This is a genomic window from Pseudomonas huaxiensis (assembly GCF_003231275.1).
GTDB classification, from domain to species: domain Bacteria; phylum Pseudomonadota; class Gammaproteobacteria; order Pseudomonadales; family Pseudomonadaceae; genus Aquipseudomonas; species Aquipseudomonas huaxiensis.
Map to the genome: position 1 here is coordinate 1 of NZ_QKVL01000075.1, position 15,462 is coordinate 15,462.

Here is a 15,462-nt window from a genome sequence, read left to right on the forward strand (position 1 = left end):
GCACACGCAATGCCAACCCTCGACCTTTCCGCTGGTGCGGAAAGGCCGAGGGTTGGCATTGCGTGACCTTCGTGGGTAGAGGGCCTCAGGCTTTCCTTTGGCCGCCGAGGGAATCCCCCCCGGCGGCTTTTCTGTTTACCGCGCTACAACTTACTTGTTGTAAGTCATCACGCCGTCGTCACCTTCGACAAAGCCACGGAACGGGCTGACCTGCGAAGCATTCAACAGACCCGCGTCGAACAGTTTCTCCGGACCGGTTTGCTGAACCACCGCTGGCTGCAGCAGCGCTTCCATGAAGCGACGGCTTTCGGCCAGGCTGCCACCGATCACGCGGTTGCCCAGGTCGACCTGCGACGAGTCGTTGACGTCGCCCATCAGTTCCTGGATCAGCGCGTTGGTGCCGTTGTCCGCCGTGAGCGATACCGACCAGGCGCGGACGTTGGCGACGCCCGGCATGTTGTCCAGTACCTGCGGCGCGACGAACACCACGCGACCGCCACCCACATCGTTGGAGGTCTGGATCGACGCTACCTTGATGCTGCTACCGCCGGTGTAGCTGACGGTACCGTTGCCGGTGCTGGTGGTGGAGGTCGGCGCCATGACGACGTTGCCGCTGCCGTTGACGTTGACGTTGCCGCGACCACTGGTGGTGATGTTGGCGTTCTGGTTGATGTTGCCGCCGTTGAGGGTGATGTTGCCGCCGCCGGTGTGCGAGACACCGCCGTTGACGTTCAGGTCACCCGCGCTGTTCAGGACGATGTCGCCCTGGCCAGCGGTCAGCGAGGTCAGGTTCAGCGCCGAGGTCGAAGTGCTGTTCAGCACCGCGCCGCCGTTGCCGCCATTGGAGGCCAGGTTACGCACGTTGACGTCGAAGGCATTGCCGGCCTGGCCGACGCCATTAGCGGCGGTCAGGTTGACGCTCTGCGCGTTGACGTTGTTCACCGTGTTGTTGTTGACATCACGGATCGCGCCGGCGTTGGCGTTCAGGCTGACGGTGTGGCCATTGGCATTGATCACGTCGACGTTGAGGTTGCCGGTTGCACTGTTGACGGCAACGTCGCCATTGGCGCTGTTGACGGTCAGGCGATCCAGGCCATCCGCTTCGTTGATGGCGATGTTGCCGCTGTTGCTGACCTGGGCGTTGATGCTGCCTGCCTTGGTCTGCAGGGCACCATTGGCGCCGATGCCGTCGGTGGCGGTCAGGTTCAGGGCGTTGCCCTGGATACGGGTGCTGCTGTTGCCATCGTCGACCAGTTGGCCGTTCTCAGCAGACAGCGCCACCGAACCGGTGCCGCTGACGTTGCCAACCACGGCGTTGCCGTCGGCGACCGCGACTTGCACGTTACCGTTGCCGGTGCTGACGTTTTCCAGGGTAACCGCCTGCGACTGAGCCAGGTTCACATCGCCGCTGGTGGTGCTGGCGTCGAGGGTGTTGCCGGTCAGCTTCAGTGCGCCTTGCGAGCCGTTGCCCAGGCCGGTGGCCGCGTCGAGTTCGATGCGGTCGCCGGTGATGCCGGTGGCTTGGGCCACGCGAGACAGCATGCGAGCGAAGAAGCTCGGCTGCTGGGTCACGATGGCGCCGCCGGTGGAGGTCAGGCTGACATTCTGGCTGCCGGCGTTCACGGTGTTCACGCCGATGTCGCCGCCAGCGGTCACGCGGATGTTGCCGTCCGCAGTGTTCAGGCGGGTGAGGGTGATGGCGTCGTCTTCGGTCAGCGCGATATTGCCGCTGCCGTTGACCCATACCGTGGCGCTGTCGACGGCGGTGTGCAGGTTGACGCCGGTTTCAGCGTCGACGTTCAGGTCGCCGCCTTTGACCAGACCGCCGGCCAGGGTTTCGACCTTGCCGCTGGAGGTCAGCGCGATGCTGTCGCCCTGCAGTTGCTTGATGGCGATGTCGCCCGCGCTCACCCACACCTGGCCGTTGGCGGCCGCGACGTTGTCGAGGGTGATGGCGTTGGCTTCGTCGACCGCGATCGAGCCGTTGGTAGCGGTGGCCACCAGGGTATCGACGTTGGTGCGCAGTGCATCGTTGCTGCCGATGTCACCCGAAGCGGTGGCGGTCAGTTGCTTGGCGGTGACGTTGCGCGCCGCGTTGCCCTGGACCTGGATGTCGCCGGCCTTGGCCGTCAGCGTGGCGTTGCCGTCGGCGGTGCTGATCTGGTCGATCAGCAGGTTGCCGCCAGCGGTGTAGGCTACGTTGCCCTGGCTGTTGACGTTGGTCAGTGCGCCGACGCTCATGGTCAGGTCGCCTTTGGCATCTGCCGAGACGTTGCCGTTGTTGACCCCGATGGTGCCGTTCTGCACCAGGTTGCCCAGGGTGGTCACGCTCACGTTGCCGCTATCGACGCCGATTTCCTGCACGGTGGCGTTGCCCGCCGCGCTGTAGTCGACATTGCCGGTGGTCGTGGTGGTGCTGGCGACGGAGGTCATCAGCAGGTCACGGCCGGCCTTGGCGCCGACATTGCCTTGAGTGGCGTTGACCAGTGCGTTCTGGGTCAGGTCGCGACCTGCGGTCAGGCTCACATTGCCGTTGAAGGTGCTGGTCACGCCATTGAGGGCGATATCGCTGCCCGCGGTGGTGGTGACGTCGCCTGCATTGGTGTGTACCAGTGCATTCTGGGTCAGGTTCTGGCCAGCGCTCAGCTTGATGTTGCCCTGGGCGGTGCTGGTTTCGCCGTTGAGGGTGACGTCGCTACCTGCAGAGGTAGTGATGTTGCCTGCGCCGGAGTGGACCAGAGCGTTCTGGAGCAAGTTGCCGACTGCCGCCAGATCAACGTTGCCGCTGCCGGTGGTCACCTGCTGCAGGTTGGCGTTGCCGCCAGCGCTGTAGTTGATGTCGCCGGCGCCGACCACGGTGGTGTCAGCCAGGGTGGTCAGGTCAGCACCGGCCTTGGCAGTGATGTTGCCTGCGCCGGTCTGTACCAGAGCGTTCTGGATCAGGTTGCCGGTGGCCGCCAGGTCGATGTTGCCGCTGCCGGTGGTCACCTGCTGCAGGTTGGCGTTGCCGCCAGCGCTGTAGTTGATGTTGCCGGCGCCGACCACGGTGGTGTCGGTCAGGGTGGTCAGGTCGGCACCAGCCTTGGCGGTAATGTTGCCTGCGCCGGTCTGTACCAGAGCGTTCTGGGTCAGGTTGCCGGTGGCCGCCAGGTCGATGTTGCCGTTGCCGGTGGTCACCTGCTGCAGGTTGCCGTTGCCGCCAGCGCTGTAGTCGATGTTGCCGGTACCCACCACGGTGGTATCACCCTGGGTGGTCAGGTCGCCATCGGCGTGTGCAGTGATGTTGCCCGCAGCCGTCAGCACCTGTTGATGCTGAGTCAGGTCACCGCCTGCGTTGAGTTTGATGTTGCCGCCGTTGGTGCCCACGTTCTGCAGGCTGATGTTGCCGCCAGCGCTGAGGTCGATGTTGCCTGCGAACATTGCACCTGTCAGGGCCAGGGTGGTCAGGTCGCGGCCGGCGTGAGCGGTGACGTTGCCCGTGCCGGTCAGCAACTGGCCGTTCTGTACCAGGTTGCCCTGTTGCGCGCTGACATTGACGTCGCCAGCGTAGGCGCCGACGTCTTGCAGCGTGGCATTGCCGCCTGCGGCGACGGTGACGTTGCCGGAAACCGATGAGACGGTCTTGGTATTCGCGTCCATCGTGATGTCGCCGTCGGCGGTCACCGCGATGTTGCCGACCTTGGTCTTGGTATCGGCGTTTTGTTGAATGCTGCCGCCAGCCTTCACCGCAATGCTGCCGGTGTCCGCCACGATCTGCTCGTCCTGCTGGACGTTGCCGCCAGCGCTTACCGAGATGTCGCCGTTCTGGGTTTCGATCCGAGCGTTCTGCTGGACGTCACCGCCCGCACTCAGACGTACCGCGCCAGAGGTAGTGGCTGTCACGGCATTGTTGACGGTCAGGTTGCCAGCGGTGCCGACTTCGATAACGCCATCGGTGCTGTTCAGGCCGGAGAGCGTGCCGAGGCCCAGGTTCTGGGCGAGGGTGCCGATGACCAGGTCACCGTCCAGATCGTTGAGCTTGATGCTGGCCGTTGTGGTTTTGCCGGCGAGGTTGCCGACCTTGACGTTCAGCGCGTTGGCGGCGCCGATACCGTTCTCTGCACGCAGGGTCAGGTTGGCGGCATCGATGTTGCTGGTGCCGTCGGTCTTGGTGCTGGTGATCTGGTTGCCCGCGACCAGGGTCACGGTGTCGCTGGTGGTGCCGGTGCTCAGGGTGCCGACGTTCAGCGAGCCACCGGTGGTGACGGTGACGTTGCCGTGGTCGGTTTCCAGGGTGCCGATGGTCAGGTCATCGACGTCGGCCAGGTTGACCTCGCCAGCGGCGGTGACGTTGACGGTGTTGACCTGGGTGTCCAGCGCGCGGTTGGCGTTGCTGCCGGTGGCACCGACGCTGCCTGCGGCATTGATGTTCAGGGTGTCGGCGACGATCAGGGTGCTGTTGTCCTGGTCATCGTCTACCGCGCCATCAGCCCGCAGGTTGATGGTGCCGGTGCCGGCGTCCAGGCTGCGGACCACCACTGCACCACCGGCCGTCAGGTCGATGTTGCCGCTGGCGGTTTTCAGGCGGTTCGCGGTCACGGCGTTGGCTTCACGCAGGGTGATGTTGCCCGCGTTGGTGACTTCGGCGTTGAGGGTGTCGACTTCGGTGTCCAGGTCGATGGCACCGGTAGCCTTGGCCACCAGGGTACCGCCCTGTACGTTGCGCTCGACGGTGTTGCCGTCAATGATCGAGCCGTTGGTGCTGGTCAGGCTCACGGTGTGGGTGTGAGTGCTGTCTTTTACCAGTTGGTCGATTTTCAGCGAGCCGTCGGTGGTGACGCTGATGTCGCCCGCGCCGGTGATGCCTTTGACTGCGCCTTCGGTGCCGATGGTCAGCAGTGCGCCGCCGTTGGCGTTGACGATGGCCACGCCGCCGTTACCGGCGTCAGCCGCCACGCGGTCGGTTTTGGTGTTGACAGCCTGCAGTGCGCCGATGCCGTTGCCGGCGACCATTTTCAGGTCTGGCGTTGCCAGCGTGCCGCCCTGGCCGAGGATGGCCTGGCCAGCCTTGAGGCTGATGGAGGTGTCGCTGTTGACGCTGCCGACCACACCGATGTTGTTGTTGGCTTCGGCGACGATTTTCTGGCCGGCGGCGACGGTGATGTCACCCAGGCCCAGGCTGCCCGCGGAGTCCAGGTACAGGCTGGAGTCGATGACGCCGCCGTTGTTGATGTCCAGACGGTTGGCGGTGATGCCCAGCGGCTTGTCGGCGGAGCTGTCGATCTGTTGGTTCAGGTTGTACGCGGCCACGGATTGCTTGCGCACTTGCAAGGATGCATCGCGGGCGGTGTTGGCCTTGAACACAGCCAGGTCGGCGGTGGCCTTGGAGGTGGCGGTGGTGTCGCGGATCGCGGTGGTGGTCGCGAGGTTGGTCGCGGCGGTGTAGACCGCGGCGTTGGCCACGTCCAGGGTGTTGTTCAGCTCGACCAGCAGGTCTTGCTGCGGTGCCAGGCTGTAGCGCTCGTAGCTGTCCAGCGCCAGGGTGGCGGCGGACAACACCAGGTCGACCACGGCGAAGGCCGCATCGGCACCGGCGTCACCGGAGAACGGAATGGCCTGGGCGGCGCCGGCGATGACCGCGGCGGCGTTGCGGACCACGCTGGCGGCGTTGAGTGCGGTGTTCAGGCCGTCGGCGACCTTGGACATGGTGTCCACTTTGTTCGACTGCGCGGTAGCGCTGATATCCGCCAGACGCTGGGTCAGCTCGGCCAGGCTGTTCTGCACGGTGGCAGACGTGACCAGGGCCTCGTAGTCCTTGAGCTGCTGGATCAGGATGTTCAGTTGCAGCAGCTTGGCCGCAGCCTCGGCATCGCGCGCCGAGTATTCGGCGATGGCGGTGTCGCGGGTCAGCTCGGCGGTGTACTTGCTCGGGGTGCTGGCGGTCAGGCTGACGTTGTTGCCGCGGATGTTCTGCGCGGTACCGTTGCCGTCGAGGATCACGCCGCCGGCCGAAGCGACGGTGACGTTACCGGTGGTGCCGGCATCGAGCATGCCGATGGTGATGTTCGACTGCGCTTGCAGGGTGATGTTGCCGCCGTCGGTCTTCAGGTTGCCGGCGATGATCACACCGTCGTAGCCCGGAACCGAAGAGCTGGCCTTGTTCATCGCGGTCAGGGTGATGCTGCCGCCACCTGGCAGGTAGATGGTGTCGGTCTGGTTGAGGAAGACGATGTTGCCCGAGGTCGCGGTCAGGGTCAGCGAGCCGCCATCCATGGTGATGGTGCCGCCGCTGTTGTCCAGCACGGTAATGGCGGTGGCGACGATGGTGATCGCGCTGGCGCCTTTGCCGGTCAGCGAGCTGCTGTTCACGGCTACTGCGCCGGCGTTGGTGGCGGTCACGCCACCGCTGCCGCCAGCGGCGGAGAGGAAGCTGACGTCCAGGCCCAGTTGACCCTGTTTGCCGATGCCGCCGGGTGCGCTGATGTCCAGCTCACGGGCGACCACGTTGGCCTTGGTCTTGTTGCTGCGGCCATCTTCGATGGTGCCGCCGGCGCTCAGCTTGACGTTGTTGCCGCCTGCGTCGACGTTGCCCAGTTTGATGCTGCCGTCGGCGGAGATCTGAACGTCGCTGCCGGTGCCGCCGCTGGTGGCCTGCACCAGGGACAGCAGGTTGCCGTTGCTCTGACGGGCGTAGATACCGCCGTTGGCGGCGTCGATCACCAGTTCGTCGACCTGGATTTCAACGGCGTCGCTGCTGCTGCCGAACGACTTCACTGCTGCGGTCAGGCCGCTGGTGATGAAGTTGGCGGCCGAGCCGTTGCCGTCGGTGACGTTGCCGGACACCTTGAAGTTGACAGTGCCGCCGGCCTTGACCTGGCCCACGACCACGTCGCCGGAGTTCTGGAAGGCGACCTTGCCGTTGGTGGCCAGGACGTCCAGCAGGCTGATGGCGCCGATGTTGCTGTAGTTGATGTCACCGCTGGTGGCGGTCAGGTTGACCGCGCCGGCGGCTACCTGGCTCGACAGTGCCTGGGTGCTGGTGCCGATCGAGGCGCCAGTGACTTTCAGCGAACCTGCGGAAATGGCAGTGCCTACGGCATTGGCAGAGGTGGTGACAGCACCGCCCGCGCTCAGGTCGGCGGCAGTTTTGGTCACCAGCGAGTTTACGGCCAGGTTGCCGGTCTGGCTCACGGTGACCGCGCCGTTGGTGGAGCTGGCCTTGGCGGTCAGTTCGAGGTCGGCGGAGGTGTTGGCGACGTTGGCGATGCCGTTGCGGCTGGTCAGGTTCAGGCTGCTGGCCTGGGTCTGCAGCGCGGTGTCGGCGGCGCCGATGTTGCCGGAGGCGTCGATGACCACATCTTTACCGATGATGGCGCCGCTGCCCTGGGTGATGTTGCCGGCGGCGGTCAGCGAGACGCTCTTGTCAGCGCCGGCGTTGATGTCGTTGACCTTGAAGCCGCTGGCGGTGTTGGTGAACGACAGGTCCAGGGCCTGGAAGCGGTTCAGGGTCAGGGCGCTGAGGTTGCGGCTGTAGATCAGCGAGCCACCGCTGAAGTTGATGGTGGCGTCGCCGTTCGGCGTGGTCACCGACAGGCCGCTCAGTGCCTTGGTATTGTTCATGTACACGGCGGACTGGGCCGCGGTGGTGGTGGCGGTGATCTTGTCGACGGTGGTCGCCAGCGCTTTGTTTGCTGCGCCAGTGGCCAATTTGCTCGACGTAGTCAGGGTGCCGGCGGTGACGTTGGTGCCGGAACCGGTGGCCGTGATGCCGCCATTGCCGGCCGTCAGGGTGACGTTGGCGCCGGTGGCGGTGATGCTGCCGAGGGTGATGTTGCCCTGGGTGGCGTTGAGCACGACGTTGTTGTCGGTGCCCGCAGCGGTGAGGGTGCCGATGGTCAGACCCTGGCTTTCGCTCAGGTAGACGCCACCGTTGCCGGCCGCGGCGTTGACGGTGTTGCTCTGGGTGCTCAGGGCCTGGGACGCGTCACCGATTTCGGTGCCGGCGGACAGGTTGACGGTGCGACCGACCAGCGAGGTACCGGCCTGGGCGGCCAGGATGCTGCCGGTGTCGGAGGTCACGGTCAGGTTGTTGGTGGCCGAAACGGTGCCGGTGAGGACCACACCGTCGGTAGCCTGAACCTTGACGTTCTTGGTGCCGGCGTTGCCGTTGCTCAGGGTGATCGTGCCGCTGTTATCGATGGCGCCGGAAACCGAAGGCTGGCCATTGATGGTGATCTGCTCGCGCGCAACCACATCGCCGAGAATCACGGCGCCCTGGTTCTTGACGTTGATGCCACCGTTCTGGGTCGAGGCGGAGAGTACGCCGACCTTGGTGTTGACCGCATCGCTGTCGGTGCCCACGGCGCCGTCAGTGACGAACTTGGCCGAGTAGCCGGAAACGTTGGTCTTGCTGGTGTCGGCCGAGGTGATGCTGCCGTTCTGCGCGGTGATCACCACGCTGCCGCCTTCGGTGGCGGTGCCGGCGTTGACTTCACCCAGTGCCACACCGCCGCTGACGTCGGTGACCAGCACGTGGCCGTTGGCGGCATTGGCGTTGAGCACGTCGGCGTCGACGCGCAAGGCTGCACCTTCGGCACCGATGGAGGCACCGGCGCCGGTGACCGACAGGTTCAGGGTGGTGGCGCGGGTGGAGCTGTTGTCGGCGGTGGTGATGGTGTTGGTTGCCGCCAGGGTCGCGCTGGTGGCAGCGGCGACGCCGACACCCTTGATGGTGCCAGCCTGGGCGATATCGCCGGCGTTGATGGTCAGGTCGGTGGCTTCGATGATGCCGCCGTTGTTGACCACCGAGCTCATCAGGCCGCTGGCGGAGTTGCCTTGCAGCAGGACGGTATCGCCCTTGACGGTACCGCTGTTGTTGACGCCGGTCAGGTCGTTGCCGGTAGCGGCAGCCAGGGTATCGGCCGACACGCTGAAGTTGATCAGGTTGCTGCCTTGCAGGTTGACGGTGAAGCGGTCACCGGCAGCCATGGTCACGCGACCGACGTTGGCGATCACGAAGCCGGAGTTGTCGACCTTCGGCGCCACCAGGTAGACGAAGCCACCGGTGTCGGCGGTGATCTGGCCCTGGTTGGAAATGCTCGCCAGGTCCTTGCCGGCAACCTGGGTGAAGTTCAACTGGCCGCCGTTCAGGAAGCTCTGGTCGGTGACGTCGAAGGTGGTCGCCAGCAGGCCGGCCACGTCGACCTGGGAACCTGCGCCGAAGACGATGCCGTTGGGGTTGATCAGGAAGATGTTGCCGTTGGCTTGCAGGGCGCCCTGGATTTGCGAAACCTGGCTGCCCAGCACCCGGTTCAGGGTGATCGAGTCGTTACCGGCGTTCTGTGCGAAACGCACCAGCTCGCCAGCGTCGATGCTGAAGTCGCTCCAGTTGATGATGCCTTTCTGCAACGCCTGGGTGATGACCAGTTCGTTGTTGTTCATGGTGCCGATGGAGATGCCACCCGACACTGCCACGCCACCTGTGGGCGCTGCGAATGCAACCGAACTGCTGGCGCCGATCACGGAAACCGAGACCGCCTTGATGAATGTCTTCGTGCCTTTTTTCTTGCGGGACATGAGTACTTACCTGTGCGAATTGGGTGTGGTTTCCGTGGCTCAGAAGCGATAGCGGGCCTGGGCGTAGACGTAGGTGCTGTCCTCGGTTTTCTCACTGAGGGGCACACCGATGTCTACGCGCAGGTCGACGCTGTCGATCGGACGGGCCAGCAGGCCGATGGCGGCGCCAGTCAGGTCCTGGTGATCGTCCTGGCCAACCAGGGTTTCCTTCAGCCAGACCTGGCCGTGGTCGATACGCGCGGTGGCCTGGTAGCGGTCGTTGTCTTTGAACAACGAGTAGCGACCTTCCAGGCTCGCGGTGAAACCGTGGTCACCCGACCAGGTCGACGGTGCGTGGCCGACCACCGAGTTGACACCACCGACACCCCACTGCTCGCTGGACACCAGCGAATCGAGGGAGTACTGGCCGGCGATGCGCGGGATCACCAGGAAACGCGGGGTGATCTGTTGCAGGCGAGCGATGTCGAAGGTGAATTTGGTGAACTTGTTGTCCGCCTTGGCGGCTGCGCGGCTGGACATGAACGACTCGTCGTCCATGCCACCGAGGGCTTCGCCCAGGCCGTAGTGCATACCGGCGGTGGCCAGGGTGCGGCCGTACAGGTCGGAGTTGTCCAGGTTCAGGCTGAAGCGCAGTTTGCGGATCTTGTCTTCGGCGGTACGCACGCCAAGGATGCTTTGCTCCAGGTCTTGCGATTCCAGCCAGGCTTCTGCGGTGATGATGCTGCGCGCCGAGCGCACGAAGTCTTGCGACACGCCCAGGCCCCAGCTCTGGTTGTCACCTTCGATTTCCAGTACGCGGTAGGTGTTGCCGACGTCGACGTTACCTTTCGAGAAGTAGGCGCGGGCTTTGGTGCCTTGGGCGTTGAGCGGCAGGCTGTAGTCGACGTAGCCGTACCAGAGGTCGCCGTCGCCGATGGAGGTCAGCGCCATGACGTTGGCTTCGTCGCCGTGGCCCGTCAGGTTGGCGAACTTCAGGCTCGGGATCACGCGGGTTTCACCGGTGTCCTTGCTGCCGTAGTTGTTGACTTCCAGGGCGCCCTGGACGCGGGCTGCCTCGGTAACATCGACCACCAGGTCGGTGGAACCGGTTTCTACGCCTGGCTGCAGGGTCGAGCTGACCTCGATGCCGGACAGACGGTTGAGGTGGGTCAGCGAACGCTCGACCTGCTCCAGGGTAAACGGCTTGCCGGCGACCACGCCGCCTGCGGTCAGGGCGTCAAGCACCTGCTCGTTGGAGAAACGTTTGGCACCCGTGACTTGCACGTTGCCGAGCCAGCCTTCGAGAACCACCAGCTTGAGGGCGTTCTGGTTGGCGAAGTCCTGTGCGGGCACCACCACCTTGACCAGACGGTAGCCGGAGGCCTGGTAGTAGGCCTCGACCTTGGCGGCCAGGGTTTTCATCTCGACCAGGCTCATCGGGCGGCCGATATCGCCAGCGATCTGCGCGGAAAGCTGCTCGTTGGTGAAGGTGCGGTTACCGCTGAATTCCACGGCCTTGACCATCACCTGGGCTTGCGAAGCCTGGGATTGCGGGGCCTGGGTGGCGGATTCGTTGGCCAATGCTGCGTTGGCGGTCATCACGGCAAAACCGAGGGCGCACAGCAGCGCCTTCGCCGGTACGTGGGAATAGAGCATGGGAACCTTGCTGTCAGTGATTGGCGAGGAGGTTTTTAGAGGCAGGTCATTGGGTCGTCGGGATACATCCAGCATCTTTGTTTCTCTAGCGATTGAGCACACTCGAGCCGGCGTCCTGACGGAGCCGAACATCCTTGGTAAACCGTTGGCATTTTTCAGGCGCAAGGGCGCCCGGGCCGAAAAAAGATCAGCCAAAAAAGTTTTACGCAGGCACAGACAAGCGGCCTCGGTTGAGGCGCATGCGCAGGCGTGTAATTAGTTTGATTCGCGGAAAAATAGAACAGCATTCAGCGGCGTGATGCCGACGTGCATAGTCGCGCAGATGAACTGCGTCAACACCCCATCGCGCCTGTTCTTCGCCAGGCTGCAGAATGGATGGTTTTCTATTTTTTCTTGATATCTGCTCCTCTGCTCGAAGGAGCGCTCCCCTATATCTGCTGGGCTTGAACAGCCCCCCCGGTCTGCGTGGCGCGTTTTAAAAAACGGATTCTGTAATGGTGGAAAACCATCGTCCGTTTGATTTTATGCTCCCCCCCGCAATCCGTCGCAGCGATGACCCATAGTAGGGTCAGAGGTAGTACGACCGCATTAATAGCGCTGTTGCGATCAACGGTCAATGGCAATGTGACATCATTTTTTTTGACGCGGTTTAATTGACGTCAGGAAATGTAAGTATTGTAAGTGCGCAAAGGTCAAGGCGTGGGGTCGGTGCTTGTCTGATTGCCTGCAGGGCAGAGGGGGCGGGGCGTGTGCGCTATTTGTTAACGCGCTAACTATTTGTAAAGCGTCAACTTTTCTGTGGTCATGGGCTGGTTGGGGGAGGGGTTGTGGGGAGCACAAAAAGTTTGCGCGATTGTCTTTTGTTTGCAAGAAATAATCTGTAGAGGCGGGATGATTATTGTGCGGCTGTTGTTTGGATTGGGTGTGTTAGTTGGGGTTTGTTTTTTATAATTTGTTTTTAGTTGGTGGGGTGTTGTGAGATTTGTTCAAGGTTGTTGTTCGGTGTTTATAGCCGTGGTTGGAGTTTTTGAGTGTCAGGTTTAATGGGGTTTAATTGTTCTTGCTTTGGTTGCTTTGTTTGCGGTGAAGAAGGAGGTAGAAATAGTAATGATACTGTGATTTTTTGAATGGCCTTTGTCGGGTTGAATTGGAAAGGAGTGTGTCGTTAACATACCTGAGGCGCCCCCGTCGCAGGAGGACTCTTTCAGGGTGTTAATAGTCGTAAAAGGGCGAAAGCCCCGAAAATACGGAGTGGCGTTGGGGGGGAGTAGTAGCGAGAGCACGTCTCTTCGAACGGAACAAAGTATTCGTAATTCAGCGGGAAAGTGAGCCGTGAGTGGCTCATGAGAAATGAAGAATCGAGGTCGTTTATCAACCCAAGGTCGCGTCCGACCGGACGTTGAAATAGTGGTCTATCAACCGCTCAAATGAGGTGGTCAGCATCTAAATGAGTGACAGGATATTACCGCTTATGACTTCGCCGAAAAGCGCCCGGATATTTCCTTTCCAGCCTGTGAATACACCAGTAGAAATGTGACGTGGTCGACATTTTACAGCCGTGTGGGGTGTATACCGTATGCGCCGTATTTCAACAGGAGCGTCATTATTCAGCGGGACAGATAATACATTTCGTGTGTTTCAACCTGCTGCCGAGCGACGCCTTTTTACCTGGTACATTTCGCTGTCCGCATGGCTGAGCAGCGTGTCGGCATCCTCGCCGTCGGCGGGGTAACAGGCCACACCGATGCTGCAGGACGGCATGTCCAGACCGTCGAACTCGTCACCCAACGGCTCGGCCATGATCGCGAGAATCTGCGCCACTTTCTCGGCAACCGCTTCTTCCGACGGGATATCGCTCAACAGCATGGTGAACTCGTCACCGCCCATCCGCGCCACCGTGTCTGTGTCGCGCACGCAGCGTTCCAGGCGTCGGGCAATGGCGCACAGCACGCGATCGCCCGCGGCATGGCCGTGGATATCGTTGATGAGCTTGAAGTCATTGATGTCGAGGAACAGCAACGCCACCCTGGTGTTATGCCGCCGCGCCGAGCGCAGCGCCGATTCCAGGCGGTCGTTGAACACCGAGCGGTTGGTCAGTTTGGTCAGCGGGTCATGATGGGCAAGGAAGCGCAGCTCGTCCTCGGCCCGGGTCAGGGCCGTCACATTGCGTGCGACGCCGATGCGCGCGCCCACCTCGTCGGACCAGAAGGCCGCCCACAGGATGTTCACCACGCCACCGTCCTTGCGGATGTAGCGGTTGCGGAAGTCGAAATGGGGTTGTCCGTTCATGACCCGGATGATCGAAGCCCGTGTGGCCGGCAGGTCGTCAGGGTGCATGTAGTGAGTGATCAAGGTGCCGGTCAACTCGTCGGCACGGTAGCCCAACAGGGCTTCGCAGGCGTCGCTGACAAAGACGATCTGGTTATCGCTGTCGACCACGAAGACCGTGTCCAGCATCAGGTGGATCAGTTTGGGGTACAGCGTTTTCAGGTCAACGGGCATGGTTCGTGGCGTCCGGTCGATACAACTTGATCATGGCCCGGCCGTGCAATCTGGCCCCGAGCGGTGTTGCAGACATCCATGAAGTGGGGAGTGTCGCCTATCGGCTGGCCATTTGGAATGGGGCGCGTTTTTGGCGGTTATGGCCTGAGATCAACGATAAACCGCCACAGAGCATTTGAAATACCCGGCATTGCTCGACAGAATTGCCTCCCGATCCGGCCAGGCGCGCCGGACGCTTGTGGTAAAAAAGGGGCGGTAGGTGAACAAACAGACATTGTCCAGACGCCTGGAACGTGTGGCGGCGCAGGTGCCGGCCGGGGCGCGGCTGGCGGATATCGGCTCGGATCACGCCTATCTGCCGGTCGCCTTGATGCGCCGTGGCGCCATTGTTGCAGCGGTGGCCGGCGAGGTGGCGTTGACGCCATTCCGCGCAGCAGAGCGCACCGTTCGTGAGAACGACCTGGCGCATTGCATCACGGTGCGGCTGGCCAACGGCCTGGCGGCGATCGAGGCGGGGGACGGGATTACGGTGGTCAGCCTGTGCGGCATGGGCGGCGAGACGATCCGCGACATCCTCGACAGCGGCAAGGCCCACCTGAGCGGCGAGGAACGTCTGGTCCTGCAGCCCAACGGCGGCGAACAGCCCCTGCGCCACTGGTTGATGGACAACGGCTACTGCATTCTCAGTGAAGAAGTCCTGCGGGAAAATCGCTTCGACTACGAAATCATCGTTGCCGAGCGCAGCGGGCCGATGCTGTACAGCGCCGAGGAGCTGTACTTCGGGCCCTTGCAGATGCAGGCGCGCAGCCCGGCGTTCCTGGCCAAGTGGCAGCGGTTGTTGCGGCTGAAGCAGCGCACGCTGGCCAACTTCGCCCAGGCCCGGCAGGCCGTGCCGGAAGACAAGGTGCGGGATCTGGCCCGGCAGGTGCAGTGGATTACTGATCTGCTGGGGTGATGCCGCCCGATCTTGAAGGCGCTGCCTATCCCGTGACCTACCGCACAAATGCCGCAAAAGCATTGCGCACTAATTGCCGTCCTTGCGTTCCAAAACGGCTACTTCACCTGCAAAGGCACCCGGTAATGAATGCAACGATGGACCGTCTCGATCAGTGGCTTGAAACCCATCTTCCCGAGCTGCACGCCGACCTGGCCCCTGGCGCGACGGATGCCGCGATTGCCGAGTTCGAACAGCAAGTGGGCCGGGCGTTTCCGGAAAGCCTGAAGGCGCTCTACCGGTGGCACGACGGCCAGCGCGTGGAGGTCAACACCGGGCCATTCTATGGCCTGATCTTCCTGTCCCTGGCAGATGCCCGGAAACACTGGGCGTCGTGGCTTGAGATCATCGAAGAGTCGTCGGCCGAGGACCTGGCGGACCTGAGCGCCTTTTCCAAATCGGTGAAACCGGGGGTGGTCAAAGCGCTTTATGCGAGCCGGTACTGGATTCCGTTTGCCTACGATTACGGCGGCAACCACCTCGGTGTGGATCTGGACCCGGGAGAGCGCGGAACGGTAGGGCAGGTGATCAATTTCGGTCGGGACGAGGACGACAAGTTCGTGCTGGCGGACTCCCTGGCGGCGTTTCTGGAATGGCTGGTCGATCAGCTCGAGTCCGGCAACGTCGTGATCAGGGAGGAAGATGATGGTGGGCGCAGTCTGAACACCCGGGAGCCGGATGCGTTTCACTTTCTTGATGCCGCGAAGGTGCTGTTTGCGTCGTAGGGATGAACTTTGGGCGTTGGCGATGGGCTTTGTGAGTTTATCCATTCGATG

Annotated in this window: 5 protein-coding genes; 2 read left to right on the forward strand and 3 right to left on the reverse strand. The window is 62.7% G+C overall.

What is annotated here, in order from left to right; genetic code table 11:
* Window positions 1–150: 150 nt before the first annotated feature.
* The 3 genes from DM374_RS31535 to DM374_RS31545 form a co-directional block, all read right to left on the reverse strand.
* A complete protein-coding gene (locus DM374_RS31535; RefSeq protein ID WP_110973402.1) occupies window positions 151–9,555 on the reverse strand; it encodes a two-partner secretion domain-containing protein in 9,405 nt (3,134 codons plus the stop codon).
* A gap of 39 nt (window positions 9,556–9,594) precedes the next feature.
* Complete coding sequence (locus DM374_RS31540) at window positions 9,595–11,190, reverse strand: ShlB/FhaC/HecB family hemolysin secretion/activation protein (RefSeq protein ID WP_110973403.1); 1,596 nt, start codon at window positions 11,188–11,190, stop codon at window positions 9,595–9,597.
* A 1,638-nt stretch (window positions 11,191–12,828) separates the two neighbouring features.
* The gene (locus DM374_RS31545; protein WP_110973404.1) at window positions 12,829–13,692 is read right to left on the reverse strand and encodes a sensor domain-containing diguanylate cyclase; all 864 of its coding nucleotides are present in this window, start codon (window positions 13,690–13,692) and stop codon (window positions 12,829–12,831) included.
* A 259-nt stretch (window positions 13,693–13,951) separates the two neighbouring features.
* Here DM374_RS31545 and DM374_RS31550 point away from each other — a divergent pair, with 259 nt between their 5' ends.
* Window positions 13,952–14,647, forward strand: a complete 696-nt coding sequence (locus DM374_RS31550; protein WP_110973405.1) for a tRNA (adenine(22)-N(1))-methyltransferase — start codon at window positions 13,952–13,954, stop codon at window positions 14,645–14,647.
* 137 nt (window positions 14,648–14,784) lie between these two features.
* On the forward strand, window positions 14,785–15,411 hold the full coding sequence (locus DM374_RS31555) for an SMI1/KNR4 family protein (protein WP_225422649.1): 627 nt from the start codon (window positions 14,785–14,787) through the stop codon (window positions 15,409–15,411).
* The last annotated feature ends 51 nt before the right edge of the window (window positions 15,412–15,462 follow it).

Bases quoted from the DNA above. Each gene is read 5' to 3' on its own strand.
- DM374_RS31545 (WP_110973404.1), bottom strand. From the start codon at position 13,692: ATGCCCGTTGACCTGAAAACGCTGTACCCCAAACTGATCCACCTGATG.
- DM374_RS31540 (WP_110973403.1), bottom strand. From the start codon at position 11,190: ATGCTCTATTCCCACGTACCGGCGAAGGCGCTGCTGTGCGCCCTCGGT.
- DM374_RS31555 (WP_225422649.1), top strand. From the start codon at position 14,785: ATGGACCGTCTCGATCAGTGGCTTGAAACCCATCTTCCCGAGCTGCAC.
- DM374_RS31535 (WP_110973402.1), bottom strand. From the start codon at position 9,555: ATGTCCCGCAAGAAAAAAGGCACGAAGACATTCATCAAGGCGGTCTCG.